Raw genomic sequence first — 26,854 nt, forward strand, 5'->3', positions numbered from 1 at the left:
AGTATTGGAGGAACTTACTCAATACTTCCTTCTTCTTTTTTCTTCTTTTTACCTGGACTCTTGTTTTCAACCACAATCAGGTCAGTTTCCTTATTGTAATCAATCTCAAGCGTATCTCCATCGTTGATCTCCCCTTTCAGGATTTCTTCAGCAATCGGATCTTCCAGATATTTCTGTATTGCACGTTTAAGTGGACGGGCACCAAAGTTAATATCGAAACCTTTGTCAGCAATAAACTCTTTTGCAACTTCGGTCAACTTAACTTCATAACCTAAACTATGAACTCTGCCAAACAATGACTTCAACTCAATATCAATGATTTTAAAGATTTCATCCTTACCTAAAGTATTGAATACAACCACATCATCTACACGATTCAGGAATTCAGGAGCAAAAGCACGTTTCAACGCGTTCTCAATTACTCCTCTTGAATGGGCATCAACCTGGTTAGTTTTTGCATTCGTAGAGAAACCAATACCCTGACCGAAATCTTTAAGCTGACGTGCACCAATATTAGAAGTCATGATGATAATAGTGTTTCTAAAATCGACCTTACGACCTAAACTATCAGTCAGCTGACCTTCATCCAACACCTGTAACAGGATATTGAACACATCAGGGTGAGCTTTTTCAATTTCATCCAATAAAATAACAGCATAAGGTTTACGGCGTACTTTCTCAGTTAACTGACCACCTTCTTCATAACCAACATATCCCGGAGGCGCTCCCACTAAACGTGAAACAGCGAATTTCTCCATATACTCACTCATGTCAATCTGAATCAGTGAATCATCACTATCAAACATGAACCTTGCTAATTCCTTCGCTAATTCAGTTTTACCAACACCGGTCGGGCCTAAGAAAATAAATGAACCAATAGGTTTCTTAGGATCTTTCAACCCTGCTCTTGTACGTTGAATTGCTTTACTTAATTTCTTGATCGCATCGTCCTGACCAATAATTTTAGTAGCAATAGTGTCATACATATTCAGCAATTTCACGCTGTCAGTCTGACCCACACGTTGTAAAGGAATACCAGTCATCATGGAAACAACCTCTGCAACATTATCCTCAGTTACGGTGTAACGTTTAGTTTTAGTTTCAGCTTCCCACTCAGTTTTTGCACGGTCAAGCTCTTCTAAAAGATTCTTCTCAGTATCTCTTAATTTTGCAGCTTCCTCATACTTCTGACTCTTTACAACTTTATTTTTCTCAACCTTGATATTTTCAATCTTAGTTTCAATATCAATGATGTTTTCAGGAACATGAATATTAGTTAAATGCACCCTTGAACCAGCCTCATCCAGTGCATCAATAGCTTTGTCCGGAAGGAACCTGTCAGTAATATATCTTGTAGTCAAAGCAACACAGGCATTTATTGCCTCGTTTGTGTAAGTAACACCGTGATGTTCCTCATACTTTTCTTTGATACGGTTTAAGATCTCAATAGTTTCATCAGGAGAAGCAGGCTCGATCATAACCTTTTGGAAGCGACGGTCTAAAGCTCCATCTTTCTCAATATACTGACGGTACTCATCAAGCGTAGTCGCACCAATACATTGAATTTCACCTCTCGCTAAAGCAGGTTTGAACATATTGGAAGCATCCAGGGAACCAGAAGCTCCACCAGCACCAACAATAGTGTGGATCTCATCAATGAATAAGATTACATCAGTTGATTTTTCCAGTTCATTCATGACTGCTTTCATACGTTCCTCAAACTGTCCGCGATATTTAGTTCCCGCAACCAAAGAAGCAAGATCTAACGTAACCACACGTTTATTGAACAATACTCTTGAAACCTTACGTTGAACGATGCGCAAAGCAAGTCCTTCAGCAATTGCCGATTTACCTACACCCGGCTCACCAATCAAAATAGGATTATTCTTTTTACGACGGGAAAGGATTTGAGAAACACGCTCAATCTCTTTTTCACGTCCTACAATAGGATCCAGACGGCCTTCTTCTGCAGCTTTTGTTAAGTCTCTTCCAAAATTGTCCAGAACAGGAGTTTTGGATTTAATGTCAGATACTTTCTTAGGACTGCTAAAGCTTTCCTCTTCACGGTAATCATCATCGCCACCAGTAGAAGCACTACCTTGAGTTTCATCTCTGAAACCATTTTTATTAACTTCTACTTCCTGTTTGAAGATTTCGTAATTGATGCTGTACTGCAATAATATCTGAGAAGCGATATTATCATCATCACGAAGGATAGACAACAGCAAATGCTCTGTTCCTATTAAATCACTCTTGAAGATTTTGGCCTCCAGATAAGTGATTTTTAATACTTTTTCGGCCTGTTTGGTTAAAGGGATATTTCCCAGATTAACCGTCACACTGGATGTACCTCTTACTGCTTCCTCAATTGAGCGGCGCAATTTAGACGTATCAACCCCCAGCGATTTCAATATTTTGATAGCCATTCCATCGCCTTCGCGAATCAGACCCAACAAAAGATGCTCAGCGCCTATATAATCATGACCTAATCTCAGGGCTTCTTCCCTGCTAAACGAAATCACGTCTTTTACTTGTGGTGAAAATTTAGCTTCCATATATACCTTTTCTTAAACGCAACGCCCCTAAACTATAAAAATGTTTTATAAATAAGCGTCACCTATATGATTTATTTTATCAACAATTACGCCATACAGCGGAAGAAAGATTTCGTTACTGATCTAATTCCATTAAACTTACTAAGTTTTGACACTAATAACAATATTATTTTATTAACCAGAGGAAAATAAATAGTTCTAAAGTACCTTAAATAATCATAAACAGAACCATTTCCAGCCCTTTTGGGAGAATTGTCCCCAAATTGTAATGATTATTATGCCACGAAGCACCTGTCATTTTGTTAGTTACATTGAATTAAAAGCAACAAAATGGCAGTCTTTAATTCGAATTCTCAATCCATTTCCCTATTTTATTAGCAATAGGCTTCAAAATATTGTAATCTGTTTTCCAGATGACCAGTTCATCAGTGATTTCATGGCTGATAGAGCCTATAAACCTGGCATCTAAAAACACCCTGTAACTGGTATCATCTTCCCCAGAGATAATTAACAGATTTCTTTTTTGACCACGGTAATCATCTTCGTAGATGTATTGCTCCATAATTATGCTTAGTATATATTAAACGCAGTAAAGCTCTAAAAATTTCACAGTTATTATATCCTGAACAGCATATTATAACCGATTAAACTGAATAGGTACTTTGTTAATATTTTTCTTATTCTTGAGGGGAAAATATTTCCCTGACTGATCCTTTAATTCTTATCCTGATGCATCACCTCATTTTAGAAAATATTGCCAGACACATTTCGCTTGATCAGGAGGAAATCAATTGTTTTATCAATTGTCTGAAGCAAAAAAAAGTATCCAAAAAAGAATTCATCCTGAGAGGAGAGCAAATCTGTAAATACATCAATTTTGTTCATTCGGGTGTGTTAAGAGCATATTACCTGGATAAAGAGGGCAAACAGTCCACTATTATGTTTGCCGTTACGGACTGGTGGATAACAGATATGTTTTGTTTCATCAATAACCAACCAGCGATGCTGACTATTGAAGCCGTAGAGGATAGTATCATTTTTCAACTATCAAAGGATGATTTGGATAGTTTATATATCAAAACGCCCAAATTTGAAAGGTTCTTCAGAATTATTTTTCAGAATGCTTACATCAGAGAACAACTCAGAACTATACAAAATCTATCACTTACAGCGGAAGAGCGCTATCACATCTTTCTCAATAAATATCCTCAGGTGGTTAAACAAGTTACACAAAAACAAATTGCCTCCTATCTGGGTATTACACCGGAGTTTTTAAGTACGATCCGTGGTGGTAAAAATAGAAAGTAGTGCTCCGTCTACTAAGCTTTCTTAAACTACCTTATTTTTTTCAGCCGTTTTGTTCCCTTGTTTTGTATAAATTAAAAATTAAAGATATGTTAATACTGATAGCCGGTCCTTACCGCAGCGGGACAAATGACGATCCTGAATTGATAGCACAGAATTTAAGCAGATTAGAGGCCGTAGCACTTCCTTTGTTCCGTTTGGGACATATCCCTATGATTGGAGAATGGGTCGCATTACCTTTACTTCATCTCGCAGGTTCAAAAAAACCGGGTGATGAAGCTTATGAAGAGATTTTATATCCTGTAGCACATCGTTTACTTTCAAAGTGTGATGCGGTGTTACGCCTTGAAGGAGCTTCCAAAGGAGCTGATGAGGATGTAAGGATTGCCAAAGAAAGAGGGCTTAAAGTATATTATAGTCTGGATGATGTACCTCATGCAGATAAGTAATAATTAATTTTCGGTTCTTCCTGTTGAATTAAATAAATTATGTGATATATGGCCCTATCAAACGAAATATTTAAGCCCTAAATTTTATTATGATGTTGATTGCCAAATATTTATATAGAAAATAAATTCAACAGGAGGAAACCGAAAATCCTTGAAAGAGTAGGTGTGATTTAAAGTTTTCTGATATTTTTTGATGGATAAAAGTATTCTTTATTATGGCTAGATGCTGGTAGGTTTATAATGGTATAGGAGATCCATTACTATTGTCGAGTTATGCAAAAGCATTTACTGTACCCACCTGTATAAGTGGCGGCTTAGTATGCGCAGTGTATGCACCCTCATGCGGGCCTACTCCTGGTATTTTATCTATTAGAATTAAAGGTTATATTGCAGATTTACAATTAACTCTTGTTGCCCAGCCTGGTGGTGGAACAACAGTTTATAAAAAATATGTGTACGGAAAAAACTGATATGACAAATTTATTGTGACCTGGGAGATTATCTCTCGCAGGCTTAGTCCTTTCAACCTATAACTTCGAGACGAGCTTTCATCCTTTAATAGATTTTCAAACAATCCGTACAAATAGCAGGTATTATATAATAAATTTCGATTATCATTGTTTTATATAGCAAAGGTTAAATCACTTTATATCAAATGACGTTATCAATTTTCCTATACCATGCTTGAAATCAATAACAAAAAAGATATCATTATACCCTTCGGTAAAATCGGAGACAACGACTGGAAAAACAATACCGGTCAAATCATTGACGCCTTTGCAGACACCTGGGAGGAAGAACTCAAAGACCCCATTTCAGCGGATGAAATTAGAACACTCGAAACAAGACTTGGAACCACACTTCCGGCAGGAATAAGTCTTTTCTATCAAACATTCGGTCTTGCCAATATTGGTGAAGAACTCCAGGAGTTGGATCAAATGGGGTGGATGAAGGATATCTGGGCTAACAATCCTCAAAACGGGCCGGACTTTACAAGCGAAGACAAAGAGATATTACCTTACCTGATTACGTTCAGTAACTATATTGGAAATGGAAATATGTTCTGTTTTCATAGTGAAACCAAAGAAATCTATCTTTTTGACCATGATAGTGGCTCCTATATCACAAAGATGTTCAATACTGCAGATGATTATATAAAAGGTTGTTTAATTTTTGCACAGGCTGAGCTTTATGGTGAGGAAACTGACCAGGAAGATGCGGATGAATGGAGCGAAGAAGTTGCAGAGGATCTGTTTGGTAACGATATTATTAAAAAATGGAAATATTAAAGCGAATGTGCCTAAAGATAAGACCAGCCAAATCCTTTAGTATAAGAACTTAATCTTCCCATTTCCAACAAAACATATTTGCCTTAACTATTTTGCTATAACCATGCTTGAAATCAATAACAAAGAAGATATTATTATACCATTTGACAAAATTGGAGACGATAACTGGAAAATTAAAACCAGCCAGATCATTGAAGCGCTGGCTACCAACTGGAATGACGAACTCAAAGATCCTATTTCTACAGCTGAAATTTCAGCGCTTGAAACAAGATTAGGAACAACACTGCCAGAAGGTTTAAACCTTTTCTATCAAACATTCGGTCTGGCCAACATTGGAGAGGAACTTCAGGATTTTGACACGATTGGCTGGTTGAAAGATACTGGCGCTGCTGACCCGGAATACGGATTAGATTTTACACCAGAAGAAAATGAATTACTTCCTTACTTAGTCACTTTCAGTGATTGTCTCGGAAACGGAAATATGTTTTGCTTCCATACTGAAACAAAAGAAATCTATTTTTTCGATCATGACGAGGCCCCTAATATTATCAAAATGTTCAGCACTGTTGATGAATATATCAAAGGATGCCTAATATTTGCACAGGCTGATCTTTTTGGAGAAAATATCGTTCAGGAAGATGTTGATAAATGGAATGAAGAAATCATTGAAAAGCTGGTTGGCAAGAATAAGCTTAGAAAATGGCGATATTTTAGTGGCTGGGGGCAAGAATAGTAGAAAAGTGTAATATCAGCTGTTGTGTAAAGAAATCAATGTAAAATAGCCATATTAAGAAAATCCTTAACAATAGATCAGCCCTATGCCGAACCGCAAAAAAAAATATCGGCAAAAGAAGGGGCCATAGTTCCTATTCAGGATTTCATAATACAAAATAACTTATTTAATCAAAAAGGTCTTTGCTTATTGATACACTTTATGAGTTCGTAAAAAAGCATCCTGATAAATTTCCATAACACTAAAGAGCCTTATTTTTTCAGACTGAATGGATAAACATTTTTATCTATTTCAAGCAGTAAACTATCAGAATTTTTATAATCTACAACATAAACCTTTGATTCCCATTTCTGCATGAGTGAAGCCAGACCAGTGGCCACATCTCCTAAACGTTTGGAGACCAGTTCAATCTTGCGTTTTTTATTGTCAAGGCCATCATCCATTATCTTGTCCACATAGATTGCCTGATTATTATTGACCTCACCCAAAATTATTGATGATGTCGCTTTAGGATGACCAACAAGCAACACAAAGTTTTTCTTAAAATCAATCGCAGCTATTTGTGCAGAAAAATCCTGCTGGTTTGTTCTGAAACGCTTTTCCGTATAATCACCTATTACATTCTCTAATTCTTCTGCACTCACAATTGGTAAAAATGCAATATCTTCATCAAATGGGGCTTTCGTCTTTTCGTCTGATTGTAATACTAAAGCACTGTCTTTGCCCGCTTTCTGAGCCTGCTCAATAAGAGCCCCGTTTAATTTGTTTGCCAGGTCAGATACTCTGTCACTACCCGGACGTAAGGTTGTTTCAAAAGCAAAGCCTTCTTTTATCTCTACCGGGGTACTACAGGAAACAAACAGGCTAATAACTAGCAAAAGAAAGAAAGTAGTATTTAGCAGAACAAACGATTTATGTTTCATAATTTAAATATAGAATTTCTTTATTATTTAATCTTTCCGAAAGATCAATTGTGTGACTCTTGACCCTTTGAGACGATAATTTAAAATCGTAAATTAACATTTGTTCTAATTATCAATCAAAACTAAATAAATAGATTACAAAAAGGAAAAACCGAAAATCCTTAAAAGAGTAGGTATAATTTAAAGTTTTCTGGTACTTTTTGACTTACAAAAGTATTATTTAATATGGCCAGATCTTGGTATGCTTATAATGGTATTGGAGATCCACTTTTACCGGCAAGCTATAATTTAACGTTTGGTAAACCCTTTTGCATTAACGGTATAAACGTATGTGTAATTTATGCACCTGGTGGATTTTCACCCAGTCCTTTATCTTTTAATATGAAAAATTACATTTCAAACGGACAACTTCAACTTTTGCCTCAGCCTTCCTTTCCTGCAGGTGTTAAGAAATATGTCTATATGAAAAACTGATATAACGCTCATATGGAGGATATCCCACCAGAAAATTCTTTTTTAATATCTGACAAACCATTTCTTTACTACCATACCTTGTTTATCTTTGCACCTGTTAATTAATCAGCAGCTAAGAAACAAGGCCATGCCTCTGTGCTTAGCTATTGATTCCTGCAATCAGTAAAAGCCTTTTAAAGGCATAAAATATTAAAACCCAATTATGTCAGACGAAAAAATAATCTTTTCAATGGCGGGAGTAAATAAGATTTACCCCCCTCAAAAACAAGTATTAAAAAACATATACCTTTCATTTTTCTATGGAGCCAAAATTGGTGTTATTGGTCTTAACGGATCAGGTAAGTCATCTGTATTAAAAATTATTGCAGGAATTGACAAAGCATTTCAGGGTGAGGTTGTATTCTCGCCAGGTTATACTGTTGGTTACCTTGCACAAGAGCCAGAACTTGACGAGAACAAAACTGTTCGTGAAGTTGTAGAAGAAGGCGTTGCAGAAATTACAGCGATCCTGAAAGAATACGAGTCTATCAATGAGCAGTTCGGCTTACCAGAAGTTTATGAAGATGCAGATGCAATGGATAAACTGATGACCAAGCAAGGTGAACTGCAGGATAAAATTGATGCAGTAAATGCCTGGGAGCTTGACAATAAACTGGAGCGTGCAATGGACGCTTTACGTTGTCCTGATCCTGACACTAAAATTGGTGTTTTATCAGGAGGTGAGCGCCGTCGTGTGGCGATGTGCCGTTTACTATTACAAGAACCTGATGTTTTATTACTGGATGAGCCAACCAATCACCTTGATGCAGAAAGTATCGACTGGCTGGAGCAATTCCTGAAAGACTACAAAGGAACAGTTATCGCGGTAACCCACGATAGGTATTTCCTTGACAATGTAGCTGGATGGATTCTTGAACTTGACCGTGGAGAAGGTATTCCATGGAAAGGTAACTACTCTTCATGGTTAGATCAGAAAGCAAAACGTTTATCACAAGAAGAAAAAACGGAAAGTAAACGTCAGAAAACACTGGAGCGTGAGCTGGAATGGGTTCGTATGGCACCAAAAGCCAGACATGCAAAATCTAAAGCACGTTTATCCAACTATGATAAACTGGCCTCAGAGGATTCTAAAGAAAGAGAAGACAAACTGGAGCTATTTATCCCTGCAGGACCTAGATTAGGTAATGTAGTTATCGAAGCCAATAATGTCACGAAATCATACGGAGACAAAATCCTTTTCGAAAACCTGAGTTTCTCTTTGCCACCTGCAGGAATTGTAGGGATCGTTGGTCCTAACGGTGCAGGTAAAACAACGCTGTTCCGTTTAATCACGGAGCAGGAAACACCAGATGAAGGAACATTCAGAGTAGGTGAAACCGTAGCCTTAGGTTATGTAGATCAAATGCACAATGACCTGGATGGCAATAAGACTGTCTACGAAAACATTACTGACGGACTTGACAACATTATGTTGGGGAATAAGTCAGTAAGCGGACGTGCTTATGTCTCAAAATTCAACTTCAACGGTGGTGATCAGCAGAAAAAAGTAGGTATATTATCAGGTGGAGAACGCAACAGGGTACATTTGGCAATCACCTTGAAAAAAGGGGCTAATGTATTACTGCTGGATGAGCCAACCAATGATATTGACGTAAATACTTTGCGTGCACTGGAAGAAGCATTAGAAAACTTTGGCGGTTGTGCAGTAGTCATCAGTCACGATAGATGGTTCTTAGACCGTATTTGTACACATATTCTTGCCTTTGAAGGTAATTCACAAGTTTACTTCTTTGAAGGTAACTACAGTGATTACGAAGAAAACCGTAAGAAACGCTTAGGCGATGTAACTCCGCACAGAATCAGGTACAAGAAATTAAGCTAACAGCTGTTACTTAGTTTTTTTATGACCGAAATTCTGTAGACGGTAATTAAAACTAACGAGGAAATATCTGGTAATTTGATTATACTGACTATCAGTGATCGAATTATCAGATATACTTCTAACCAGGTTATTTCCCTGGTTCAATAAATCATAAGCTTGTAAAGAGATGGTTCCCTGCCTGTTCTTAAACAAGATCTTCTCCAAACTAAGATTAATCAGCATTGGATTCGCTACAGCCAGTGAATAACCTGAATTTATCCTCTTGGACACATCAGCACTTAAAGAAAAATTCTTATTCAGAAAAGCACGGCCGCTCCAGTTAAATTGCCAGGTTTCGATATTTCTTAATTTCAATAATTCAATAGAATAGCGATTACTGCTGTAAGTATAAGTTGCAGAAGTAGTTAAAGTTAGCCGGCGCTGGTTCATCCTGAATTTCAAAGACTGCGAGAAATTGATATTTCTATTGGTATTCAGGTCATTATTAGCATATGATATCATATTAATATAATCAAATGTGCCTCTCAACTCTGCATTAAACTTGTTTTTGGCAAAAGGTAAAGCATAAGAATACATACTTCCTATCAGGTATGCTCCATTTGCGTTCTCATAATGTGTTTCCTGTTTTAAGCTATTTAACGTATCTTTTAGTAAGATCACATTACTGACCACCTGATCTTCAACGACAGAGCCGTTTAATGCAAGTTGCAAGGTCGATCCTGTTTGTTCATCGGTATGCTGATAAGTAAGATTTCCGGAATGTGTAAAACTGGATTTCAGGTTGGGATTCCCAATGATGACATTCTGAAGGTTACTAATATTGGGTACCGGTTGCAACTGGTAAAAATCGGGAGCTGTACTGCTTCCACTATAAACAAAAGCTAAATTATCCCAATTAGATAAGTTATAGCTCAGATTGACTATGGGTGATAAGTTAAGTTCAAAATGACTGATTTTAGTCTCATTCCCTTTATATTGTCCGGTGAGCTGACTCGGCTGCAAAGTTAAGCCCAGGCTATAATTAAGCCGCTCAGCCTGGTAACGGTAGTTTACTGCAAAACGTTGAAATAGAAATGCCGACGAATAAATAGAGCTCAGAGAATCTACAACACTACTATTACCAATACTGTTATCCACTTTGGTATACAAGCTATTTCTTGTTTTACTCATCGAGAAGAAATAGGAGAAATCTATATTTCTTTTCACCAGAGAGTCATTGTCAGCACTTAAAGGCTCGCTGTACCTAAAATCGGCTGTAACCAGATTCGTCCTGTTTTCCGCATCAATAAAACGGTTAACAATGGAATCTTTAACCAATTGATTCTGCCTGTTATAATAGCTTAGCTTATTCCGCAGATCATCCTGAACTTGATTGATCCCACTACTCACAACTACGCCTGCAGACATACTTCTGCCCGGTTTCTCCATACTCCTGGCCCAAACAAAATTACCGTTCAGCGCAGGTGTTTTAGTATCCGATCCGCTCTCACTCTGCAAATCCTGCCTGATCAGTCCTGTTTGTTTAGAAAGAATATCCCCATTCCTATTCTTTAAGGTCATAGAACCACCTAAAGAGGCTTGAAAATAACTTTTGTTCGCTATAGATTGTACATTAAAATTAATGTTATGTGTATTGTCAGCCGATTTGCTTGCCGATTGTGACTTATTAAAAATTGTGCCGTCGGTTGTTACTGTTTCAGTCGAATTCAGCTGTTCCGAGATGTTTTTGTTATAACCATAATTGTAGGCTGCACTGGCAGTAATTCCATTTGATAACTTATCTCTATAATTGACACCTGCTGTTGCAGCAGTATTCACTCCTGCTTCGTTATTGGTATTATTAGAGCTGCTGCTAAATCCAATCTGTTTACTGCCTTCCCATAAATTTCCATTCCCCTGAAGACCGTAACGCTTATTTGTCCCCCCACTCACTAGTGCATTGCCGAAAGTCCCTCTATTCTGTCCCGACTTGGTCACCAGGTTCAGCATTTTCTGAGATTCCCCGGTTTTCATTCCCGTAAAATTCGCCTCATCTCCGTAGTCATTGATAATTTCCACTTTATCAACTACACTGGCCGGAAGCTGACTAATAAAGTCTTTGACATTACTGGTAAAAAAGTCTTCACCGTTCACCCTTAATTTCTGCAATGGTTTCCCCATCGTAGTCGCATTACCATGCTCATCGACCTCTATACCGGGTAATTGCCGCAGCAGATCTTCTACCCTGTCATTTTCAGAAATCTGGTAAAAAGCAGCATTATACTCAATCGTATCACGTTTGATCTTAATTGGCTTATCTCTGCCATTAATTACAACTTCATTAAGCAGGTTAGATTCCAGATCAAGGACAATCATATCCAGATCCATAGTCAGCTGTCCTTCTTTAAATTGAAATGATCTGGTATAAGGTTTGAAGCCTACACTCATCACCAGCAGAGAAATCCGGTTGGCTTTAAACCCGGAGAAAACAAATCTTCCGTGCGTATTGGTAATAGAGGTCAGGGTGTCTTTATCTGCAATGATGAAAACATCAGCTCCGGATACGACATCGTTTAAAGAGTCAATGACAGTCCCGGTAAGCCTGTGTTGTGTTTGTGCTTTAGTAGCAAAGCTGCAGAGGAATATAAGGGCATTGAATAAAATTATACATTTTAAATGACTCAAATTTTCAGGAAATTTTAAAAATCTAATCATTCGTCATGCAATCCAATTGGCCATGTTCAAAAATGCAATCCTTGTGAGAAGGCAACATTGAGCCTTCTGATCACAAGTATAGCTGTTTGTTTGAGTTAATCAATAGTTGGCGGAGTTAATTTCTCAACTCTCGGGCCTCTTTTAAAAATTACTAATCCATTGAGGAAGTTACGCAGAATCTGATCACCGCATGGTTTAAAGTTGGGATGGTCTTCACTTCTGAAAAATGAGCCCAATTCACTTTTTGTTACTTTAAAGTTTACCAGTTCAAGGATTTTAATAATATCTTCATTATTCAACTCCAGCGCTACGCGGAGTTTCTTTAAAATGTCGTTGTTGCTCATAATTACATCGCTACTTCTATCTTCACTTTCTTATTTTTTATTTTCTCATTAGCCAGAGCCGCCAGAATCTTAGGAACCATACTGCGTTTTACAGCTACATACGAGCTCTGGTCTTTAACTTCGATCAAGCCCACATCGTCCTTTTCCAGTCCACCCTTTTTAAGCAATAAACCTACGATATCAATTTTGTTGACTTTATCTTTTTTGCCCGCGGCAATGTATAACGTTTGCCACTGACTATCTTTTGGTAATTGATAATTACCTTTTAATTTCTCAATCTCTATATCACTTTTCAGGAAAGGATATTTATCTTCCTCAGTCATCATCAGATAGGAAGTTCCTTTGGCATTCATCCGTGCTGTACGGCCATTCCTATGCAAGAAAGCGTCTTCTGTATAAGGTAATTGATAATGAATAATATATTCTACTTCCGGAATATCAAGTCCGCGTGAAGCCAGATCGGTTGTAATTAGTATTTTAATACTTCCATTCCTGAATTTCAGTAAAGCACGTTCTCTTTCATCCTGCTCCATCCCGCCATGAAAAATATCATGTGCAAGATCTTTATCAATCAGCAAATCACTGATCCGGTCTACTGTTTCTCTATGGTTGCAAAAGATCAATGTGGTTTTATTTCCTATTTTACAGATCAGTTCAAATAAAGTGTCCAGTTTATCTTCTGCGGTAGTCATTACCTTTTTCAGTTTCAAATCTGGTGCAACCTTTACATCTTTCAGGAAATTGATTTCTACGGAAGATTTAAGTCCTGTAAAATCAGGAATTGCCTCCATCTGTGTTGCAGAAGTAAGCATACGTTGTTTTAAGGAACGCATATTGCCAATAATATAGGCCATGTCTTCCTGAAACCCAAATTCAAGGGCTTTATCAAATTCATCCAGTACCAGGGTGGTTATAGAGGATTCGTCAAAGTTTTCTTTTCTAAGGTGATAAGCAATCCTTCCGGGCGTACCAATCAATACAGCCGGTGGTTGCTCAAAGTTGTTTCTTTCTGTTTTTACTGGGTGACCGCCGTAACAGCAATTCACTTTAAAACCAGTACCCATTTGTTTAAATACCTGCTCAATTTGTAAAGCAAGCTCCCTTGAAGGAACCAATATCAACGCTTGTACCCCTTTTGTAGCTGCATCTAAATTTTTTAAAACTGGCAATAAGAAGCCAAGAGTTTTACCAGAACCTGTTGGTGCAAGTAAAACTACATCCTTTCCTTTAGCTGTAGCGGCAATTGCTGCCAACTGCATTTCATTCAAAGAAGCGATTTTTAAATTACCCAATACCTTTTCTACCATCATGCCGCAAAGATAAGGGAATTAAGCTAAGATTAGCGCAAAAGGGAACTGACTGAGAAACTGTTTGAGTTTTTCTAATATTTAAGGAACTTTTTCCTGATTTTGCTCATCCGCAGTTGCGCATTCTTTTCGAGCTTCATCAACATCGTCCCCCTCTTGGTCATCCAGGAAGTCATTTTATGATTTGCCTTTTGAATTGGAGAATAGATTTTTTCCTCCAGGATATCAAGATATTTAGCATTAGACCTGCTTTGTTGAAGTAAGAAGAATTCATTCATCAGTTCTGTTTTCATCTTTAATAGCTTTAAATGAGGACTCGGTTAATTAATTGATTTAACGCCCGGCAACAGTACTATAGTATTGTTATCGTTATCATAAATGTAATAAAAAAAATAAATAGGATACGTATCATTTACACATAAAAAATAAGGTAAAATGTCCCTTAATATTCTTTACGCCAACAAATGGCCGGATAGTTTGTTTCTATTAAATAATAGAATAGTAAACACACCAGAAATCACATTTAATGGACAGACATACCTATCAGACAGGAATAATTGGAAACTGTGCCTTCCTAGCGCACATCAACAAAAACACTAATATTGATTGGTTATGCTGGCCAAGATTTGACAGTTCTTTTGTTTTCGGCGGCCTGCTCGACAAAGAACAAGGGGGAGAGTTCTCCATCTTACCCGGAGGGGATTACACCTCAGACCAACACTACGTTGAAAACACGAATATTTTAAGTACAACCATCAACAGTGAAGAAGGAACGTACCGGATTACCGATTTTGCGCCAAGATTTTATCAGCATGAGCGTTTTTACAAACCGTTAATGTTAATCCGTAAAATTGAACCTTTAGAAGGAAACCCAAGAATTAAAGTAGTTTGTAAACCGGTTTTCAATTATGGCGAAGGAAAGCAGCAAGGGGCAAGGGGCAGCAATCATATCCAGTTTACCGGTGCTGAGAATGATATGCAGTTAAGTACTAATATTTCACTTTCCTATATAGAAGACGAAAAGTATTTTGCACTTAATGACACCAAATACCTGATCCTTACTTACGGACATGATTTAGATGCTCCGATTGAAAGTACAGCGGAAAGATTTTTGACTGAAACCCGCAAATACTGGCGTACCTGGATTAAACACTCTACTATAGCTGGTTTCCATCAGTCATTGGTTATCCGCTCGGCATTAGTCCTTAAAATTCACCAATACGAAGACACAGGAGCGATTATCGCAGCCAGCACTACTAGTTTACCGGAATCTCCCGGAAGCACCCGTAACTGGGACTATAGGTACTGCTGGATGAGAGATACTTATTATGTAATCACTGCGTTGAACCATATCGGTCATTTTGAAGAAATGGAACGCTATTTCAACTATATCACAGATATTTCCTTCAGGGATGATAAGCGTTATCAACCACTTTTTGGTATTGCAGGCGAACGTGTGCTTACAGAGCGTATCCTGACTAACCTGAAAGGCTATATGGGCAATCAGCCTGTGCGCGTAGGGAATCAGGCTTATGAACATATTCAGAATGATATCTACGGACAAGTATTAATTTCTATGCTGCCTTTATATACCGACAACCGGTTTGTTTTTACAGAGCGTAAAGATTCTGCGATCTGGCTTGATTACTTACTGACAAAGATTGAAAGTACTATAGATGAAAAGGATGCCGGTATCTGGGAATTCAGGAACCTCGCCAATATGCATTGTTACACTAATTTATTTCAGTGGGCAGGTGCTAGTGCAGCATTAAAAATGGCCAAAACTATTGGCAATAAAGAATTTGAAGAGAGAGCAAGGTTATTAATTGATAGAGCTTCAGCACATATAGAGGCTTGTTATGATCCGGAAAGAAAAGTTTATAATCATGCTGTAGGCAGTGCGCATCTGGATGCCAGTACTTTACAACTGATCCTGATGAATTATCTCGACCCCGATTCACAGCGGGCAAAAGATCACCTGATTGCTTTGGAACAAGAACTTAAAGCTGCCAATGGCTTGTTTTACCGTTACCGTCATACTGATGATTTTGGCAAGCCTAAAACTACCTTTCTGATCTGTGCTTTCTGGTATGTAGAGGCACTTGCCATAGTGGGCAGATTAGATGATGCGGTCAGAGAATTTGAATCCTTGATTGGCTATGGTAATCACCTTGATCTTTTTGCAGAAGACGTGGATGAAAAAGACGGCAGTCAATGGGGTAATTTCCCGCAAGCTTATAGTCATGTAGGCTTGATGAATGCTGCACACCGGATTGCTATTAAACTAGACAAGCCCGCTTTCTTATAGAAAACGGGCTTGCTTAAATATATTTTGTGGGAGTCTTTTAGCTTTTTGATAATGTTTTCAGAAACTCGCGGACTTCCACAAAATCTCTTAAATAATATCTTGCTGCAGAAATATTACTTCCTACCTTAATGGTATAATCCTCCGGCTTCAGCGCTTTAAAAATATCTTCATCTGTATGGTCATCACCTAAGGCAATAATAAAATCAGGATGGCTGCCATATAACCAGGCCAAAGCTGCTTTCCCCTTGTTAACTTCAATATTTTTAAACTCAATTACTTTATTACCCGGCATCATCTGCAGGCCTTTATCGGCAACTGTTGCCCCCAGGTGATTGATGATCTCATTCGCTCTGAGTTCTCCCAGTCCCTCTTCCACTTTTCGGTAATGCCAAACTAATGAATAACTTTTTTCTTCAATGAAAGAACCAGGAGTACGATCTGTATAAGTATCCAGTACAGTACTTATTTCTTGTTTCCAGCGGTCAGTCAGCAAAGGCAAAGACTTCCATTCTTGCTGATAGTGTTTTTGCCATGCACCATGTTCAGCAATTAAACCTAACTTCAAATGCCCAAACCACGTTTCCAATGTTTCATGTCTGCGTCCGCTTACAATGACTACCTGGTTTGCAGGGTCAGCAGCCAGCTGTTCCAGTATATCATATAATTCTTTATCGGGCGAAGCTTTATCAATATCTCCGTTAAAACCTACCAGCGTACCATCATAATCCAGGAAAATATAACGGTCTGCAGCTTTTGCATAGGCCACTCCTATTTGTTCTCTTATTGCTTTTACCGCATGTTTAGTTAACAATGACTCTTGCATCTGTTTAACTTCATCTAACTTATCCATAAAATTCTTGACCCAAAGGTGTATATCAAATTTCTTTACAATGCCTCTCATCACAGACATTCTTCTCGTTTGCTCTATAACAGGCATATTGATTGCCTCAACGATAGCCCGCATCACATCCCCTATATTATTCGGGTTTACAATCAGCGCATCATTCAGTTCTTTAGAAGCACCAGCCATTTCACTCAAAATAAGTACGCCTGTATTGCCTGCCCTGCTGGCCACATATTCTTTACTCACCAGGTTCATTCCATCCCGCATAGGCGTAACTAAACATATATCAGCAGTATAATATAATGCAGATAAAAATTCCACAGGGAAAGAACGGTAAAAATAATGTACCGGCACCCAGTTTAAAGTCCTGAAGTGTGCATTGATATTACCTACCAGCTGATCGATCTGATCTTTTAATTCGCGGTATTGCGCAACAGTATCTCTGGATGGAACAACAATCATATACAATGATAACTGTTCTATATATTCAGGATGAGTTTCCAGCAGCAGTTCATAAGCCTGTAAACGTTGCAGTATGCCTTTGCTATAATCCAGCCTGTCAATGGTTAAAATGATCTTACAATCCTGCATCGTCTCTTTAAGAGAAACAACGTGTTCGGCCACAACCGGATCATGCGTCAGGTTTTCAAATTTATTTGCATCAATTCCCATAGGGAAGGCTTCTACTACGATCTGCCTGTCTTTATAGGTGATTACATTATTGGAAACTTTTGCTGTGGATAAACGTGAAGCTGCACTCAGAAAATGTCTGACGTCATCAAAAGTGTGGAAACCAAGCAAGTCAGCTCCAAACATCCCGCCAATCAGCTCTTCCCGCCACGGAATAAGACGGAACATCTCATAAGAAGGAAAAGGAATATGCTGGAAGAAACCAATGATCACATGAGGTTGTGCGTCTCTGATCAATTGAGGAAGCAATAAAAGCTGGTAATCGTGTATCCAAACTGTATCACCTTCATTCAGGTGTGCAGTAACTACTGCTTTAAACTTATCATTTACACTTTGATAAAAATCCCAGTATGTTTGTTCAAAATGGGCATAGGTAACCATATAGTGAAATACGGGCCACAAAACTTCGTTGGAAAATCCTTCGTAATAAAGATTGATTTCATCGGGAGTTAAAAATACAGGGATGAGATTGAGCTCGGCAAGCTTCTCGGTTACTTCCTGCTGCCGGTCTTCCGGAACCTCAATTCCAGGCCATCCTACCCAGATATTATCTCCTTTTTTATAAACCGATCCTAAACCGGTAGCTAAACCTCCTTCACTTGGACTCAGGAGATATTCCCCATTTTCTTCTACTATTTTTACGGGTAATCTATTCGAAACTATAATTGTTTTATTCACCATGTTATAGCCTGAATAACATGATTTCTTACATATTGTTTTAATTTTTATGTATTAAAGAAATTACACAAATTAATATTTTTGCACAGCACCTGTTGACAACTATCTGATTGTTAGCAAATAAACAACAAATAATTAATGTATCTTTAACATAATCACCTTAATTTTAGGAAACCTGAATACGGGTTGTTCTTTAACACCAATAACGTATGACCTGGAAAAAATTCAACGGCGAAGTGATCCACTTGCCAATTTTAGAAGAAGTAGAAAAAGCTATCATCAGGGAAACCGAAAATGGCTATCATCTTAAAGTATGCGTAGGTACAGATTCGCAGGTTAAAGGTGCTTACACAGACTTTGCTACTGTGATTGTTCTGTTAAGAGAACAACATGGCGGGTTCATGTATATCCATCAGGAAAAAACCACACAACAAATGAGTATCAAAGAGAGAATGCTCATTGAAGTACAAAAATCCATAGAAACTGCTTATTCAGTCTGTGATCTTCTGGACTTATATGATGTTGATCTGGAAGTGCATGCAGATATCAACACCAATCCGATGTTCAAATCCAACAAAGCATTGAACGAGGCTATGGGGTATATCTTAAGTATGGGGTTTATTTTCAAAGCTAAACCAGAGGCTTTTGCCAGCTCAACTTGTGCAGATAAAATGGTTCATTAGCCAAACAGGCCTACCAGCTTTTAGTAGAAATCAGAGCGCCGGTTTTATGAAGCGATTTGGCTTGTTGCGATGCAGACAGATATTCTTTGAACTCGGCAGCAAGGGCGGCCGATTGTCTGCCCGCGTCACTCACATAAGCAGACCACTCTCCCGCATTTAATTTGCCCGGGCTTTTCTCCAGTGGAATTCCTTTAGTTGTTGAAGGAACAAAATTGCCATAACGATCCCTTTGATAGGGAATAAATAAAAAGTCTGTCAGCCAGAATCTATAGCGCTCCCCTTTAATTTCAAATCTGAAATTATATAATATTTCTCCGCTCGGATGCGATAAGACAAACGCTGTTTTGCTGATCACGAATTTACCACGCTGTTCCAAAGCTGTACTATCTACCGTGAATGGATCCATCTTTTTCAGCTTAAAGAATGCTTTTGCCCTGAAAGCCAGAGAATCAGCAGATACCGGAAGTTGATTTACCACTTCATAATGGATATACTTCCCCATTTCATCTTTTTGTAACTCTTTGATTTCCTTGATATCCTGAGCTACTGCACCTGAAATGATCAGCAGCAAGAATAAAAATAGAAAGGCACCAGGCCATAAGGCCTGATACATTTCGTGGTTATAGTTGAATTTAAAATGCATATACCGCAGCTAATGAAAATTGTGAAGCATTTTTTGTAGGATCAAGATTATTCTTGATAAACCTCGCTGTAGAACCGTTATCAAACCTGACCTCAGGGATAAACGTCAATCCTCCAGCTTTTAAATTCGCAGTCAAGGTGATGGATTTAACATTTGATCCTTCAAGGTCAGGAACATCTTTCGTTTTGAAATACTCTCCTCTCAGTCCTAAAGAAAAATTAGTGGTAAAAGCATTTTGTAAATAAAGCGCAGCTCCACTATATCCTCCATTGTTATTCGTTACAGAGTAATCAGCAGCATTTAAACCAATTTTCACTTTTTCTGTGACCTGATAAGAAGTTGTCAGATCATAAATAGATCCTGTTCCAGTAGCGCCCGACGCTCTTCCAGTTAGTAAATTCAGATAAGCTGTCCATCCATCAACAGGGACAACAGTCAGCTGAGCTCCAAAATGCGTCACTCCATTCACGTCTTTATAAGCATTCCAGTCATTGAATAACCCGACCATTAAAGCAATTTTTGGAGTAAAGGTATAATTCGCCCTGATTCCAGCATTCTGAAAAGGGCCGCTTGTAAAAAGGTATGAAGTTGAATAGTTAAAATTACCAGTAGGTACGATCACTTCATAACCAATAAATGTGCTCATATAACCGGCGGTAAGTGCAAGTTTATTGGTCACCGCATAGGACATGTACAAATTCTGTATATGAAAAGAATTGTCAGCATTCCCGGTTTCTCCTTCTCCATTTGGAATTGAACCATATTGTCCGCGCGGGCCAAATGATAGTTCTCCTACAAAAGATGCTTTTCCTGTAGTTTTCTTTAAAGCCAGGTCAAGCATTCCGATAGATACCGAATTCTGATCATTCGCAAAGCTCGTCCCAATATTCGGCTTTTTAGAGAAATCATACTTGTAATAAACATCGGCCGATCCCGAAATCTGCAACGGCGATGAGGTGGGCGTTTCCTGAGCGTATGTGGCAGCGCTCATGGTAAGTGCAGAAAGCGTGAAAAAAGATTTAATCTTCATAATGGTTAGTTAGGTTGGTTGAGGTTGCAAAGGTTGGTTATAAAGGTCAGGCCAACGGAGAGTTCTCCATTTCAAGCCCGGTTGAAGAGACAATCAAAGTACCCTGAGAATATTTCTCATTATGCTGACTTGCATCCAATCCTTCTTCTTCTTCTTCGGAGGTCACACGAATCGGCTGAATGACATTAATTAATTTGAAGATCAGGAAGGACACCACAAAGCTAAAGGTGGCTACAATCAGTACGCCTTTCAACTGCGTTAAAAAGAACGCTGCATTTCCGTAAAATAAGCCGTCTGCACCTGCAGCATTTACCGTTTTAGTTGCAAATACACCCGTTAACAACATCCCCACAATACCACCTACACCGTGACAAGGAAATACATCCAATGTATCATCAAGGCTGGTTTTAGATTTCCACATCACTGCCAGGTTAGAAATAATAGCCGCAGCAACACCTATAAAAATACTATGTGGAATAGCCACAAATCCTGCGCCTGGAGTAATCGCTACAAGACCCACTACCGCCCCAATACAAAAACCAAGTACTGATGGTTTTTTTCCCATTAATACATCGAAAAACATCCAGGAAAGACCTGCTGCCCCCGCTGCTATGTTTGTAGTTGCAAAAGCAGATACAGCCAGACTATTTGCTCCTAATGCTGAACCCGCATTAAACCCAAACCAGCCGAACCACAGTAATCCTGTACCAATTAATACATAAGGAATATTTGCAGGCGGGATTTCCTGATGATCCTGGTGAACTTTTCTCCTCTTTAATACAAGCGCACCCGCAAGTGCAGCCATTCCTGCAGAAATATGAACAACTGTACCACCAGCAAAATCCAGTACCCCCATTTTAAACAGGATACCATCAGGATGCCATGTCCAGTGTGCCAGTGGTGAATAAACAAAGATGGCGAACAAGACTATAAATAAGATATAAGAGGTAAAGCGTATACGTTCAGCAACAGCCCCTACTACTAACCCGGGAGTAATAATAGCAAACATCAGCTGGAACAAAGCAAATAAGGTGAGGGGAATTGTTGGTGCAAGACTCCATGAAGGGCCTGAATTAACCCCCTGGAAAAACAGAAAAGTCATTGGGTTTCCAATCAGCCCATGGATACTTTCTCCAAATGCAAGACTAAAACCTACTGTCACCCATAGTACACTGATGATACCGGCCGAGACTATACTTTTAATCATAGTGGAAAGCACATTCTTTCTGTGAACCATTCCTCCATAAAAAAAAGCGAGACCTGGAGTCATTAGAAAAACTAATGCAGTTGCTACCAGAATCCATGCAATATCAGCGGCATTATATTTACCAGCATCAAAATCGGCATGTAACGGAACAAAAAGCGCTGCAATTGCGACAATCGCAAGAATAACGAACGGAATTACCTGTTTAAATAGAACTTTATTCATATATATTATATTTTTATTGGTTTATTAGTTGATTTATTACATTATTAACATAAAAATACTAATAAACTTCAACAATTAATAACATAAAATATAAAAACAAACAAAAATCAATTACAAATGCACTCAAAAAACACAAAACAAATCAAAATACACGCAATAAAAATCAATTATTAGAATTTACAACCAAAATAAACACCCATATTTCAAATAAATTCAAAAAAAAAACTAAAAATATATGAAAATTGTTTTTATTCCATTTGTTGATAAAAAACACAAACAAGACAACAGTTTAAACTGTTAATTCCAGTATTGCTACCTTCGCAATACAAATTATGAAAGCATTCCACCTTAAATTCTCTCAATTCCTGCCAATTAGTCTGTCTGAAGCATGGGATTTCTTCTCTTCCCCGATGAATCTGGCTAAAATAACCCCCAAAGAGATGGCTTTTACAGTTACTTCGCCTATTCAAGCAGATGAAAAGATGTATCCTGGAATGATCATTACTTATAAGGTATCTCCAGTTGCGGGAATCAAACTAAACTGGATGACAGAAATCACCCAGGTATCAGATCAGAAATACTTTATTGACGAACAGCGATTTGGCCCCTATAAGTTCTGGCACCATCAGCATCATTTCAAAGCAGTACCCGGAGGCGTAGAAATGACAGACCTGCTCACTTATGGATTGCCCATGGGAATTTTCGGGAATATTGCCAATAGTATATTCGTAGCCCGCAAATTACAGCAGATCTTTAATTTCAGAAGGCAAAAGACAATTGAATTATTCGGGGATTATACCGCAGCAGCAACCGCAGGTACAGGTACATAGGCAGAACCTTGTACTATCCCTCTTTTTTCAATTTCTCTATCAATATAAGTCTGAATAGATGATTTATTTAAACCCCAGTTTGGAGCGATCAATAAATCCCAGTCAGAAATACCGAACAAACGTTGAATAACTACGTCTGGTCTTAATAAAGGAATCAATTTACACAGCAGATCTGTATACTCTTCGAGCGTAAACAATTTAAAGGGCTCTTTCTTGTATTTGGCGCCCATAATAGACCCCTCCACAATATGAAGGTGGTGAAACTTTACAAACTTAATTTTCGGGAACTTATTAATCTCATGAATATATTCCAGCATCATATCTTCAGTTTCCCATGGAAAACCAAAAATCGTATGCACACAAAGATCAAGCTTACTATTATCCAATAATTTAACAGCTTCTACAAACTCCGCATGGCTGCATCCCCTGTTAATCTGGTTTAATGTATCGTCATAAATAGACTCCATCCCCATTTCCAGATCCACATCAAAACGATCAGCATAACTTTCAAGCAAAGCTACTTTTTCCGCATCAATACAATCCGGGCGTGTGCCTACAGAAAATCCGACAACATCTTCACTATTAATAGACAAAGCCTCATCATACATCATTTTCAGATAATGTACCGGTGCATATGTATTTGTATTCGGCTGAAAATAAACAATGAATTTATCCGCCTTATAAAAGCCCTTACCGCGTTCCATTCCCTGCTCCAGCTGCTCCCTGATTGTAGGTAACTTTCTGGAAAGCTCCGGTGTAAAAGAATCTACATTACAATAGGTACAACCTCCATAGCCCTTACTACCATCACGGTTAGGGCAAGTAAACCCACCATCAACAATCACTTTGAACACACGCTGTCCTTTATACTTTTCCTTAAGGTGAGTACCGTAATTATTATAACCTTTTATGCCTGAATCTAATGGAGTTCCCAAATTGCTTTTGTATTATTTTTTTTGCAAAAATACACCTTTTAATTTAAAGTTCAAGCCACAGGAAAGCAACATCTGCCACTACCCGCTACAGACCCCACACACAAAGAGCAATTATTTAATAAGCGCAGGCAGATTTTCACCGCTGCTATTCTTAGTAAACTCAGAATAACTCTTCTTAATATAGATGATCATCTCATAATCCGACATCTCCATAGCCTCCGTACGCGACGGCCTGTACTTATCGATGAAGCGCTGAAGAGGCTCCCCCTTTAAAGAAGTAACACGGCTTATCTTTGACTTAGAAAAAACCTTATCCACATAATTATTATCCTCACCCACCAACAACCTCTTTTGCAACCTGGACATTGGGGCCTTATTCTTGCCAAACAAATTGATAACCTGCAATACATCAACACCAGCAATTGCAGCAGTGCTCATCGTATTTCTATTGTTCTCCGTAGACCGCGGCGACCTTACATAAGCAGACTTCGAAATAAAGATATCCTTTACCCCCGGGCTCTTATAAGCAAACACCGATAAAAACTCCTGTCTGTACCTCAGTGAATCAAACTCATACTTATTCTTCGCTTCAATCTGCACCTCCTGCAAAATAAAAGGCACAGCCTCCAGCAAAACTACCACTGCACCCTTATTAGCCTTCAACGTAAAGTAAGAAGTCACATAATTAGCCCGGCTCACCTTTACCACTTCACCCGCATTAATATCAGATAAGCCAAACTCACCCTTCGGATTAGTAAACACAATCCCATAGCTCGTCGTTACCGTTGCATTCTCAACCGGTGCCCGGGTATCCTTATCAATAACAGTACCCAGTATCCGCTGTGCAAAAAGCTGACAGGAAAAAGAAAAAACTAACGCTAGAGTAAATATAAATTTCATGCCTGCTGATTTAGGAAACCGTGAATAATTTGATCTTATAAATTTAAACAACTTCTAAATATTATCCCATACAAAACAGCAGTTAACACCAAAAAACTTAATACAAGATGACATTAAAACCTCATTTATAATAATGACGCGCATTAATCCGATATAGCTACCCCATCAAGCAATCTAACTTATTTATTCAAGCTAGCAATCCAAGAATAATTTTAACAAGTAATCCAATTTGGCTACTCCAAAATAATCCTGATGGATAGTGAGTTGGATATTAGAAAAACAACTATAATCAGTTAACAATAAGTATTTTGAAATAAAATTTATGAAGGAATTTGGAAATTTGGTTTTGCCGATTACCAATAAGATGCCAGAGGACTTTAACCCATATTGAATATGAAATCCTATTGCATGCTGAACAATGGATTGAGTCAACTGGAGCCTTACTTGTCAAAATTGGAAACCCAATAAAATAGACATCAATTTAAAACAACATATCACAACGGGGCTTTGATACCTAGCGGTTCGGGGCTTTTTTGTGGTAGAATATACCTTAAATAAAAAAGGGATCTAAGGTTAACTTAGATCCCTTTTAACGAATTAATTATTTGGGCTTTTTATTATTTGATAATCAACGGTTGGAGGCTTCCTTACAACTAATGGGAATGACTCAGGGGAAACAAGGCCGGGCTGTTAGTAAATAAATTCAAAACAGCTAAATAACAGATCTATATCGCCCGGGTACTGCCTGAGTACTGCCTGAGTACTCGTTAGGGTAAGAGCAGTGTTAAAGTAACGCGAGAGCATGGCAAGTCCAGGTCAAAACAACTAGTTGAAATGACTTAGAGTATCCATGCTTAAAGGCTGTTTATAGCTTGGTCTTACACCGACCACCACTCAGGCACAACCCAAGCATAACCAGATGAAGATTAATGAAATTATAATTTTCCCTTTGACTAACCCACGGACAACTGCGGACAATTGCAGACAGCTGCGGACAATTACGGACATTTTTTACGCATCAGGATAATCTTTAACGCTAATAGCCTACATTGGTGGAAAGGAATTTATTTATTATGGGAAGTTTAACGGGTAAATTTTCAAAGGGAATCCTGGGCGATTTCATTTTTAAAGCAGCAATCTGGAGTACAGGTTGTTTCAAAAGTTCTGTAAGGGGCATAATGAAACAAGCAATGGAAACCGAAAAAGGCATCAGAGAACTTTCGTAAAAGTAGCAGGCCCGGAAAAATCAGGATCTTTCCTCCCCCTAAGAATTCCGCTGAAGCATTGACCGATCTCTTATCAAAGTAATCAGGAGCGTTTAATAAGGATAAATTGAACTATAAAATCAGGAAGTAATCAGCTTATTAAAGAATCGTAACCAGCTGCTTTGAACTCAAAAAATATCAAACCCAAAACTTGAAATTTAATCCCTGATCCAAGTTTATGACTTGATCCAATTAACCTCCTACAATATATCCAATTAACTGAAAATGAGAAGATAATCAAAAATTAACATATCAAACGCATTAAACAAAAGCAATCTAATTATGGATAGAACCCTAAAATAAGAAACGTAAATATTATCTTTAGAATTATGTGCATATATCTTAATAGCAATATTTTTTTCCAACAAGCTATCCAACTTATTCTTCCAACCAGCAATCCTAATAAGCTATCCAACTTAGCCATCCAACCAGCAATCCTGATAAGCTATCCAACCTATTCTTCCAACCAGCAATCCTGATAAGCTATCCAACCTATTCTTCCAACCAGCAATCCTGATAAGCTATCCAACCTATTCTTCCAACCAGCAATCCTGATAAGCTATCCAACTTATTCTTCCAACCAGCAATCCTGATAAGCTATCCAACTTATTCTTCCAACCAGCAATCCTGATAAGCTATCCAACTTATTCTTCCAACCAGCAAT

General features: G+C 38.1%; 23 protein-coding genes. 10 read left to right on the plus strand and 13 right to left on the minus strand.

Annotation, left to right across the window (positions count from 1 at the left end; all coding sequences use genetic code 11):
* Window positions 1-14 precede the first annotated feature (14 nt).
* Entirely contained in the window at window positions 15-2,555 is a 2,541-nt protein-coding gene (locus ABIB30_RS26535; protein ID WP_354306041.1) for an ATP-dependent Clp protease ATP-binding subunit, read from the minus strand.
* Window positions 2,556-2,895: 340 nt separating this feature from the next.
* Complete coding sequence (locus ABIB30_RS26540; RefSeq protein ID WP_354306042.1) at window positions 2,896-3,117, minus strand: hypothetical protein; 222 nt, start codon at window positions 3,115-3,117, stop codon at window positions 2,896-2,898.
* A gap of 167 nt (window positions 3,118-3,284) precedes the next feature.
* On the opposite strand from ABIB30_RS26540, the gene ABIB30_RS26545 reads away from it, so the two are divergent.
* From ABIB30_RS26545 to ABIB30_RS26560, 4 genes are all read left to right on the plus strand, one after another.
* Entirely contained in the window at window positions 3,285-3,863 is a 579-nt protein-coding gene (locus ABIB30_RS26545; RefSeq protein ID WP_354306043.1) for a Crp/Fnr family transcriptional regulator, read from the plus strand.
* An 86-nt stretch (window positions 3,864-3,949) separates the two neighbouring features.
* A complete protein-coding gene (locus ABIB30_RS26550; RefSeq protein WP_354306044.1) occupies window positions 3,950-4,309 on the plus strand; it encodes a DUF4406 domain-containing protein in 360 nt (119 codons plus the stop codon).
* A gap of 680 nt (window positions 4,310-4,989) precedes the next feature.
* On the plus strand, window positions 4,990-5,598 hold the full coding sequence (locus tag ABIB30_RS26555; RefSeq protein ID WP_354306045.1) for an SMI1/KNR4 family protein: 609 nt from the start codon (window positions 4,990-4,992) through the stop codon (window positions 5,596-5,598).
* A gap of 103 nt (window positions 5,599-5,701) precedes the next feature.
* Window positions 5,702-6,331 (plus strand): SMI1/KNR4 family protein, encoded by a 630-nt coding sequence (locus ABIB30_RS26560; protein ID WP_354306046.1) that lies wholly within the window; start codon window positions 5,702-5,704, stop codon window positions 6,329-6,331.
* A 251-nt stretch (window positions 6,332-6,582) separates the two neighbouring features.
* Here ABIB30_RS26560 and ABIB30_RS26565 read toward each other — a convergent pair whose 3' ends face one another.
* The gene (locus ABIB30_RS26565) at window positions 6,583-7,254 is read right to left on the minus strand and encodes a hypothetical protein (protein WP_354306047.1); all 672 of its coding nucleotides are present in this window, start codon (window positions 7,252-7,254) and stop codon (window positions 6,583-6,585) included.
* Between the two features lie 225 nt (window positions 7,255-7,479).
* Between ABIB30_RS26565 and ABIB30_RS26570 the strand changes: the two genes are divergently transcribed.
* A complete protein-coding gene (locus tag ABIB30_RS26570) occupies window positions 7,480-7,728 on the plus strand; it encodes a hypothetical protein (protein ID WP_354306048.1) in 249 nt (82 codons plus the stop codon).
* 202 nt (window positions 7,729-7,930) lie between these two features.
* A complete protein-coding gene (ettA, locus tag ABIB30_RS26575; protein ID WP_111636018.1) occupies window positions 7,931-9,610 on the plus strand; it encodes an energy-dependent translational throttle protein EttA in 1,680 nt (559 codons plus the stop codon).
* A 6-nt stretch (window positions 9,611-9,616) separates the two neighbouring features.
* Here ettA and ABIB30_RS26580 read toward each other — a convergent pair whose 3' ends face one another.
* From ABIB30_RS26580 to ABIB30_RS26595, 4 genes are all read right to left on the minus strand, one after another.
* A complete protein-coding gene (locus ABIB30_RS26580; RefSeq protein WP_354306049.1) occupies window positions 9,617-12,274 on the minus strand; it encodes an outer membrane beta-barrel protein in 2,658 nt (885 codons plus the stop codon).
* 125 nt (window positions 12,275-12,399) lie between these two features.
* Complete coding sequence (locus ABIB30_RS26585; RefSeq protein WP_068403022.1) at window positions 12,400-12,648, minus strand: DUF1456 family protein; 249 nt, start codon at window positions 12,646-12,648, stop codon at window positions 12,400-12,402.
* Between the two features lie 2 nt (window positions 12,649-12,650).
* Window positions 12,651-13,958 carry a DEAD/DEAH box helicase gene (locus ABIB30_RS26590; RefSeq protein ID WP_068403024.1) on the minus strand — a complete coding sequence of 436 codons (1,308 nt, stop codon included), beginning with the start codon at window positions 13,956-13,958 and terminating at the stop codon, window positions 12,651-12,653.
* Window positions 13,959-14,029: 71 nt separating this feature from the next.
* A complete protein-coding gene (locus ABIB30_RS26595) occupies window positions 14,030-14,248 on the minus strand; it encodes a hypothetical protein (protein ID WP_068403026.1) in 219 nt (72 codons plus the stop codon).
* 233 nt (window positions 14,249-14,481) lie between these two features.
* Between ABIB30_RS26595 and ABIB30_RS26600 the strand changes: the two genes are divergently transcribed.
* A complete protein-coding gene (locus ABIB30_RS26600) occupies window positions 14,482-16,263 on the plus strand; it encodes a glycoside hydrolase family 15 protein (RefSeq protein ID WP_354306050.1) in 1,782 nt (593 codons plus the stop codon).
* A 37-nt stretch (window positions 16,264-16,300) separates the two neighbouring features.
* On the opposite strand, the gene ABIB30_RS26605 is transcribed toward ABIB30_RS26600, so the two are convergent.
* Window positions 16,301-18,478 carry a bifunctional alpha,alpha-trehalose-phosphate synthase (UDP-forming)/trehalose-phosphatase gene (locus ABIB30_RS26605; protein WP_354306051.1) on the minus strand — a complete coding sequence of 726 codons (2,178 nt, stop codon included), beginning with the start codon at window positions 18,476-18,478 and terminating at the stop codon, window positions 16,301-16,303.
* 206 nt (window positions 18,479-18,684) lie between these two features.
* Between ABIB30_RS26605 and ABIB30_RS26610 the strand changes: the two genes are divergently transcribed.
* On the plus strand, window positions 18,685-19,158 hold the full coding sequence (locus ABIB30_RS26610; protein WP_354306052.1) for a ribonuclease H-like YkuK family protein: 474 nt from the start codon (window positions 18,685-18,687) through the stop codon (window positions 19,156-19,158).
* Window positions 19,159-19,168: 10 nt separating this feature from the next.
* Here ABIB30_RS26610 and ABIB30_RS26615 read toward each other — a convergent pair whose 3' ends face one another.
* The 3 genes from ABIB30_RS26615 to ABIB30_RS26625 are packed head-to-tail and all read right to left on the minus strand — an operon-like array spanning window position 19,169 to window position 22,260.
* The gene (locus tag ABIB30_RS26615; RefSeq protein ID WP_354306053.1) at window positions 19,169-19,801 is read right to left on the minus strand and encodes a DUF4468 domain-containing protein; all 633 of its coding nucleotides are present in this window, start codon (window positions 19,799-19,801) and stop codon (window positions 19,169-19,171) included.
* Complete coding sequence (locus ABIB30_RS26620) at window positions 19,791-20,831, minus strand: porin (protein WP_354306054.1); 1,041 nt, start codon at window positions 20,829-20,831, stop codon at window positions 19,791-19,793. Before ABIB30_RS26620 ends, ABIB30_RS26615 begins: the two co-directional genes overlap by 11 nt.
* Before the next feature lie 46 nt (window positions 20,832-20,877).
* Window positions 20,878-22,260 carry an ammonium transporter gene (locus tag ABIB30_RS26625; protein WP_354306055.1) on the minus strand — a complete coding sequence of 461 codons (1,383 nt, stop codon included), beginning with the start codon at window positions 22,258-22,260 and terminating at the stop codon, window positions 20,878-20,880.
* Between the two features lie 332 nt (window positions 22,261-22,592).
* On the opposite strand from ABIB30_RS26625, the gene ABIB30_RS26630 reads away from it, so the two are divergent.
* Entirely contained in the window at window positions 22,593-23,090 is a 498-nt protein-coding gene (locus ABIB30_RS26630) for an SRPBCC family protein (RefSeq protein ID WP_354306056.1), read from the plus strand.
* Here ABIB30_RS26630 and mnmL read toward each other — a convergent pair.
* Complete coding sequence (gene mnmL, locus ABIB30_RS26635; protein WP_354306057.1) at window positions 23,054-24,025, minus strand: tRNA modification radical SAM protein MnmL/YtqA; 972 nt, start codon at window positions 24,023-24,025, stop codon at window positions 23,054-23,056. The two genes, ABIB30_RS26630 and mnmL, sit on opposite strands and share 37 nt — an antisense overlap.
* 111 nt (window positions 24,026-24,136) lie before the next feature.
* A complete protein-coding gene (locus ABIB30_RS26640) occupies window positions 24,137-24,925 on the minus strand; it encodes a peptidase associated/transthyretin-like domain-containing protein (protein WP_354306058.1) in 789 nt (262 codons plus the stop codon).
* A gap of 1,052 nt (window positions 24,926-25,977) precedes the next feature.
* Between ABIB30_RS26640 and ABIB30_RS26645 the strand changes: the two genes are divergently transcribed.
* Window positions 25,978-26,151, plus strand: coding sequence for a hypothetical protein (locus ABIB30_RS26645; RefSeq protein ID WP_354306059.1), 174 nt, complete (start codon window positions 25,978-25,980; stop codon window positions 26,149-26,151).
* Window positions 26,152-26,854 lie beyond the last annotated feature (703 nt).

It is taken from the genome of Pedobacter sp. UYP1, assembly GCF_040547305.1.
Classification (GTDB): domain Bacteria; phylum Bacteroidota; class Bacteroidia; order Sphingobacteriales; family Sphingobacteriaceae; genus Pedobacter.

Bases quoted from the DNA above. Each gene is read 5' to 3' on its own strand.
- ABIB30_RS26535 (WP_354306041.1), bottom strand. From the start codon at position 2,555: ATGGAAGCTAAATTTTCACCACAAGTAAAAGACGTGATTTCGTTTAGC.
- ABIB30_RS26540 (WP_354306042.1), bottom strand. From the start codon at position 3,117: ATGGAGCAATACATCTACGAAGATGATTACCGTGGTCAAAAAAGAAAT.
- ABIB30_RS26545 (WP_354306043.1), top strand. From the start codon at position 3,285: ATGCATCACCTCATTTTAGAAAATATTGCCAGACACATTTCGCTTGAT.
- ABIB30_RS26550 (WP_354306044.1), top strand. From the start codon at position 3,950: ATGTTAATACTGATAGCCGGTCCTTACCGCAGCGGGACAAATGACGAT.
- ABIB30_RS26555 (WP_354306045.1), top strand. From the start codon at position 4,990: ATGCTTGAAATCAATAACAAAAAAGATATCATTATACCCTTCGGTAAA.
- ABIB30_RS26560 (WP_354306046.1), top strand. From the start codon at position 5,702: ATGCTTGAAATCAATAACAAAGAAGATATTATTATACCATTTGACAAA.
- ABIB30_RS26565 (WP_354306047.1), bottom strand. From the start codon at position 7,254: ATGAAACATAAATCGTTTGTTCTGCTAAATACTACTTTCTTTCTTTTG.
- ABIB30_RS26570 (WP_354306048.1), top strand. From the start codon at position 7,480: ATGGCCAGATCTTGGTATGCTTATAATGGTATTGGAGATCCACTTTTA.
- ettA (WP_111636018.1), top strand. From the start codon at position 7,931: ATGTCAGACGAAAAAATAATCTTTTCAATGGCGGGAGTAAATAAGATT.
- ABIB30_RS26585 (WP_068403022.1), bottom strand. From the start codon at position 12,648: ATGAGCAACAACGACATTTTAAAGAAACTCCGCGTAGCGCTGGAGTTG.
- ABIB30_RS26590 (WP_068403024.1), bottom strand. From the start codon at position 13,958: ATGATGGTAGAAAAGGTATTGGGTAATTTAAAAATCGCTTCTTTGAAT.
- ABIB30_RS26595 (WP_068403026.1), bottom strand. From the start codon at position 14,248: ATGAAAACAGAACTGATGAATGAATTCTTCTTACTTCAACAAAGCAGG.
- ABIB30_RS26600 (WP_354306050.1), top strand. From the start codon at position 14,482: ATGGACAGACATACCTATCAGACAGGAATAATTGGAAACTGTGCCTTC.
- ABIB30_RS26605 (WP_354306051.1), bottom strand. From the start codon at position 18,478: ATGGTGAATAAAACAATTATAGTTTCGAATAGATTACCCGTAAAAATA.
- ABIB30_RS26610 (WP_354306052.1), top strand. From the start codon at position 18,685: ATGACCTGGAAAAAATTCAACGGCGAAGTGATCCACTTGCCAATTTTA.
- ABIB30_RS26615 (WP_354306053.1), bottom strand. From the start codon at position 19,801: ATGCATTTTAAATTCAACTATAACCACGAAATGTATCAGGCCTTATGG.
- ABIB30_RS26620 (WP_354306054.1), bottom strand. From the start codon at position 20,831: ATGAAGATTAAATCTTTTTTCACGCTTTCTGCACTTACCATGAGCGCT.
- ABIB30_RS26625 (WP_354306055.1), bottom strand. From the start codon at position 22,260: ATGAATAAAGTTCTATTTAAACAGGTAATTCCGTTCGTTATTCTTGCG.
- ABIB30_RS26630 (WP_354306056.1), top strand. From the start codon at position 22,593: ATGAAAGCATTCCACCTTAAATTCTCTCAATTCCTGCCAATTAGTCTG.
- ABIB30_RS26640 (WP_354306058.1), bottom strand. From the start codon at position 24,925: ATGAAATTTATATTTACTCTAGCGTTAGTTTTTTCTTTTTCCTGTCAG.